Source organism: Intestinibacter sp., assembly GCF_022780145.1.
Taxonomy (GTDB): Bacteria; Bacillota; Clostridia; order Peptostreptococcales; family Peptostreptococcaceae; genus Intestinibacter.
In genome coordinates this window covers 1-5,407 of the sequence record NZ_JALEXO010000097.1, presented here as the reverse complement: position 1 = coordinate 5,407, position 5,407 = coordinate 1, and the positions used below count along the sequence as shown (strand labels likewise).

Below are 5,407 nucleotides of genomic sequence, written 5' to 3'. Positions count from 1 at the left end.
CAAATATTGAGCCTTCAAGAGCGTAATTTACCTTGCCGTCAAGCCCCCACGCTATAGTAGTTACAAGCCCATTTTCTGAGAAAACTGGTGTTTCTCCTGTGTTCATAAGCATGAAGCAGCCTGTTCCATATGTATTTTTTGCCTCACCTGATTTGAAGCAGGTTTGACCAAATAGGGCTGCCTGTTGATCTCCCGCTGCTCCTGCTATCGGAATTTCTCCTCCTAAAAACGCAGAGTCGCAGTATCCATAGATTTCACTAGATTGTTTGACCTCTGGAAGCATTGATTTTGGAATATTTAATTCCGCCAAAATCTCGTCGTCCCATTTCAATTCTTTAATATTAAAAAGCATAGTTCTAGAAGCATTTGAATAATCAGTCACATGAACCTTGCCTTTAGTTAGTTTCCATATAAGCCAAGTTTCAACTGTACCAAATAATAATTCTCCCTTTTCAGCTCTCTCTCTGACGCCTTCTACATTGTCTAAAATCCATTTTAACTTAGTCCCAGAAAAATAAGCGTCTATTATAAGACCTGTTTTTTCTCTAAATTTATCTGTAAGACCCTTTTTTTTAAGCTCGTCACAGTATTCAGAAGTTCTTCTGCACTGCCAAACTATAGCGTGATAAACAGGTTCTCCAGTATTTTTGTCCCAAACTATAGTAGTTTCTCTTTGGTTAGTTATCCCTATAGCCGCTATATCATCTGCAGTCGCACCAATTTTCGCCATAGCTTCAACTGCCACCCCTAGCTGAGATGACCATATTTCATTTGCATCGTGCTCTACCCACCCAGGCTTTGGAAAATATTGAGTGAATTCCTTTTGTGCCACACTGATTACTTGACCCTTTTTATCGAATAATATACATCTATTGCTAGTCGTACCAGCATCTAACGCCATAATATATTTACTCATAGCTTCTCCTTTCATATGCATTGTAAATAACAATTATATTTATATATTATTATAGTTTACAATGTAAGAAATTTATACAAAAAAACTGAATCCTATTGAATTTGGACTCAGTTCTTTATTTTTATTAATCTAAAAGCTGATTGATATCATATAAAACGTCTAATAAAAAATTATCTAGCTTATCTATAGATCTATTGTATAGAAAATCTGGTATTTCATAAAATGCCTCAGCTATACTGCCTGCTATAGCAGCTATCGTATCACTGTCACCACCTATTGATATCGCCTTTGATATTACACTGCAGAAATCCTCTCCTTCTAGAAATGCTGTTATTGCTTGCGGAACAGAGCCTTGACAGCTTACATCAAATTTATAGGTCGGTCTGATTTCATCTAAAGTAAAATCTAATTTGTAATACTTAGATACATAGTTTCTTATATCCTCCTTAGTGGCTCCGTTTCTAAGTAAAAATATGCATCCAGCTACCGATTTTGCTCCCTTTATACCTTCAACATGATCGTGTGTTATTTTTGCAGATATCTCAGCTAAAAGCTCTGCTTCTTCTAGAGAATTTGCAATCCATCCACAATACGCAACTCTCATAGCAGAACCGTTTCCCCAGCTGTTGTATGGCTTAGGATTTTCAGAACATATCCACTTTACAAAGTTTCCTCCATAGCCTGCATATGGGTATCTTCCTCCGAAATCCTGCATATTTTTTTGTATAGATAAATACAACTCATCTTGTATATCCTTGTGTCCTATTATATCAGGCGATTTTTTATCTTTAAGCACATTGTAAATTCCCTTTGCAACAGCTAAAGCCATCACAGTATCGTCTGTAAACTCACTTCTTTTATTTATCAATTTCTTGCTATCTAAGCAGTATTTTATATTATTAAACTCATATGTAGAACCAGCTATATCCCCAATTATTGTTCCATACATTTTATACATCTAATCACATCCTTTTTTATATTTTATCAAAAATTTCCTATCTTAAATGAAAAAGCCCTATAAAATATACTCGATATTCTACAGGGCTTTCATTTATTTGGAGGTATTAATTATTTTCTTCTGCACGACTATCGATTTCATCCCAAAGCTTTATCATAGCATCGGCAAATACTAGCTCTTTTCCAGTCCATCCATAAAGTATATTAGTTCTGTATCCATACTCTGGAACCACTACATTTTTGTAGCCAGCTGTTTGGATTGAGAATACATTTACTTTAGGATTTACATATTTTCTATAATCCTCGATTAATTTCGCTACATCAACATATCCTATATATCTATCTATACAATATCCTTGATCTTTGTATTCTTCAATGCCTTTTGATGTACCATAAAGACTGCCATGACCTGCTTGCATATCTGAATATATGAAGATATTATCCCAATGCTGCTTTTTATTTATCGCATCTCTGAAAAATATCCATACACCATTTTCTGTAGCAAATCCTACATCTTTTCGTGCTGATTTAGACATATGTTTAGATTGAGTTAAGATGCCAGTTCTTTTTGAAACTGGATACTCTATCAATTCGTCGCCGAAGGCGAATACATGTCCATCATCAGAGTTTACAGCTCCTATCATTGAGCTTAGGTTGTCGATTTCCCCAACTGTAACTTTCCCAAATTCTGATGTGCAAGTTCCCCAGGCGGAGCCTGAATTATCTGATAGAAACGCTGATTTACCCTTTAACTTAGGTAAATTATCACACGCAATATCCAGACATTCATTTAATCCATCTAAAATTACACCCTTATTATTGATCCCACGATCTCTTTCTACAGCCTTATAAGCACTCATATATCTAAATGGAAATTGTTTGCCTCCTCTAACGCCCTTTTTCAAGTTTTCCATAATTTCTCTAGTTTTTTCTAAATCATCTATCTCCTTAAAAATTCCTCTTAAATTTCTAAGAAGCGCCATATGATTCATTTTTATAGTATCTAAAATTTCAATCCACGACTTGCCACCTGCTCTTAAATTTTCCCAAGTCAAATCGTTTTGTTCGACCTGTATATTGCCAGTTTGCATAAGCTCATCTATAATCTTACTATTTGCATGAGTTATTCTAACTGCATCTATCACGCCTATTTCCTTATTTTTATATTTTTTTAATTCATAGGCACGAGCCTTTTCTAATCTCTTTTTTATTGATTTTTTTAAAATTCCTGGTAAATTATTTTTAGATTTGTTTATATATAAGTAGTAAGTCAACTGACTTAACGGATCATCACATCTTCTCATAACACTTTGATTTATCTCATCAAACAGCCCTGGATGTTTTTCAGTAAACTCAGCTCTATACTTTGACATAGCTGCTCTTACCATTATTACTTGAGGATTTAATCTCATAAAATAATCCTCTCTCAAGGTCTTAGCCCATCTCAAAGTCGCTTCAAAATCATACTCCAAAGCATCATCGATAACCTCTTCCATTATTTCCTTAGTAGTTTTATCACTTACTAATGAAATATCAAACATTGAATAAGGTGCAAACAAATGGTGTATCGAATTTCTAATTTCTCTTTTTAAACCTGACTCACAGAATTTCCCATCTATATAATACTGTGGCTCACCAAATATAGATGATGCAGTCACCATCTTCATAGTATCTAAAGGATTTATTTCATAAGAATATCCACCCATAAAGTTTTCTACTCTACCTTTTTCCTTATTAGAATTTTCTTTTGTTATTTTTTTTACTTCTTTGCTCATTTTACTCATATTCCTGGCCTCCTTGAATAAAAACTATACTAGTTGTAAATTTGCACAAAAATACACATCTATACTATGCAAAATCTCTGTTTATTTGCACAAAAATAAAACCAACTAATATCTCTCCAAAAATTATTAAATTTTCTTTTTAAATGAATTACTACGGTATGTACTTTAGAAAAGACCCTCCATATCTTTATGAGTATTTGTAAATACCTACGAATATTGACTATGACTTGTTTTAAAAATTTTATTTAATTTTAATTAATTAAATTTAATTTATATAGACATGCTCATCTCTACTTAACGCATATAGTAGTTCATATCTATATAACACATTAGCGTTTATAAATATTCTTTGAATATGTACTCTTATTCCCTGTATTCGATGAAATCATAGTTCCCGCTATAGGTATATATTTATTTGATTAAGATAGGTCTACGAATACTATCTATGAGAAAATAGTATCAAATTAAATAAACTTAGAAGGTTTATCGATGAACTCATAGATTCCACTATAGACCTTTATTTTTAAATTTTTATATTATGAATTATATCATAGATTTTTATTTTAGCAAGAAAAATTTTTCCATTTTAAACAAATTTCAAAATTTATTATTCTAGCTTTATGTCATTTTTTCAAAACAAAATAGACGGACTTTTTAACAAGTCCGCCATGTATATAATAATTTTTATTTAATTATCGTATTTAACTATTATCACAAATTAGTCTTCAAAATATCCTTCTGGATATAATGGGAATCTAGCAGCTAATGCTCTAGCTTTAGCTTTACATTCGTCTAGAACTTCTTGATTGTCTATGTTTTCAGCTACAGTATTCATGATATCTGCTATTTCTGCCATTTCAGCTGCGCCGAATCCTCTTTCAGATGTTGCAGTAAGACCTATACGAACACCACTTGTTACAGATGGTTTTTCTGGATCGTTTGGTATAGTGTTTTTGTTAACTGTTATACCTATTTTTTCTAGAGTTTGGTCAAATTGTTTACCAGTGATTCCTTTTGGTCTTAAGTCAACTAATACTATATGGTTGTCAGTTCCACCACTTACTATTCTGAAGCCTCTCTTTTCTAGTTCTTTTGCTAAAGTTTTTGCATTGTCTAGAACTCTTTGCATTGTAGCTATAAATTCTGGTTCTCTAACTCTCTTGAACATGTTTGCTTTTGCAGCTATACCATTTATTTGGATAGAGCCTAATGTTCCTGGGAATGTAGCTCTATTTAATTGTTTAGCATATTTTTCTTTACACATTACGAATCCACCTCTAGGACCGCATATTGTTTTAGAGCAAGAAGATGTAGCGAAGTCTGCGTATGGGATTGGTGAAGGGATTACACCAGCTCCTATAAGTCCTGAAATATGAGCCATATCTACTAATAAATAAGCTCCTACTTCATCAGCTATTTCTCTAAATCTCTTATAATCTATTAGTCTTGGATAAGCACTAGCTCCTGCTATTATCATTTTAGGTTTAAATTCTTTTGCCATTTGTTCAACTTGGTCGTAGTCGATTACACCGTCATCATTTACACCATAGTGTTTATAGTTAAATATTTTACTCATAAAGTTTGCTTCTGAACCATGACTTAAATGTCCGCCGTGGACAAGTCTCATCGCTAATATTTTATCCCCTGGGTCTAATACTGCATTAAATGCTGTATAGTTTGCAGTTGCACCTGAATAAGCTTGTACGTTTACATATTCGCAACCGAAAGCTGCTTTAGCTCTTTCTATACA

Annotated in this window: 4 protein-coding genes; all 4 read right to left on the bottom strand. The window is 33.1% G+C overall.

The annotated features are described in order from the left end of the window. Nucleotides 1–916 (bottom strand): FGGY family carbohydrate kinase (locus MR593_RS03585; protein ID WP_290686977.1); only part of this gene is annotated, 916 nt, incomplete at its 3' end. A 124-nt stretch (nt 917–1,040) separates the two neighbouring features. Then, the gene (locus MR593_RS03580) at nt 1,041–1,874 is read right to left on the bottom strand and encodes an ADP-ribosylglycohydrolase family protein (RefSeq protein ID WP_290686974.1); all 834 of its coding nucleotides are present in this window, start codon (nt 1,872–1,874) and stop codon (nt 1,041–1,043) included. A gap of 106 nt (nt 1,875–1,980) precedes the next feature. After that, entirely contained in the window at nt 1,981–3,657 is a 1,677-nt protein-coding gene (locus tag MR593_RS03575; RefSeq protein WP_290686973.1) for a TROVE domain-containing protein, read from the bottom strand. A gap of 718 nt (nt 3,658–4,375) precedes the next feature. Beyond that, a partial coding sequence (gene glyA, locus MR593_RS03570) for a serine hydroxymethyltransferase (RefSeq protein WP_290686971.1) occupies nt 4,376–5,407 on the bottom strand: 1,032 nt, incomplete at its 5' end.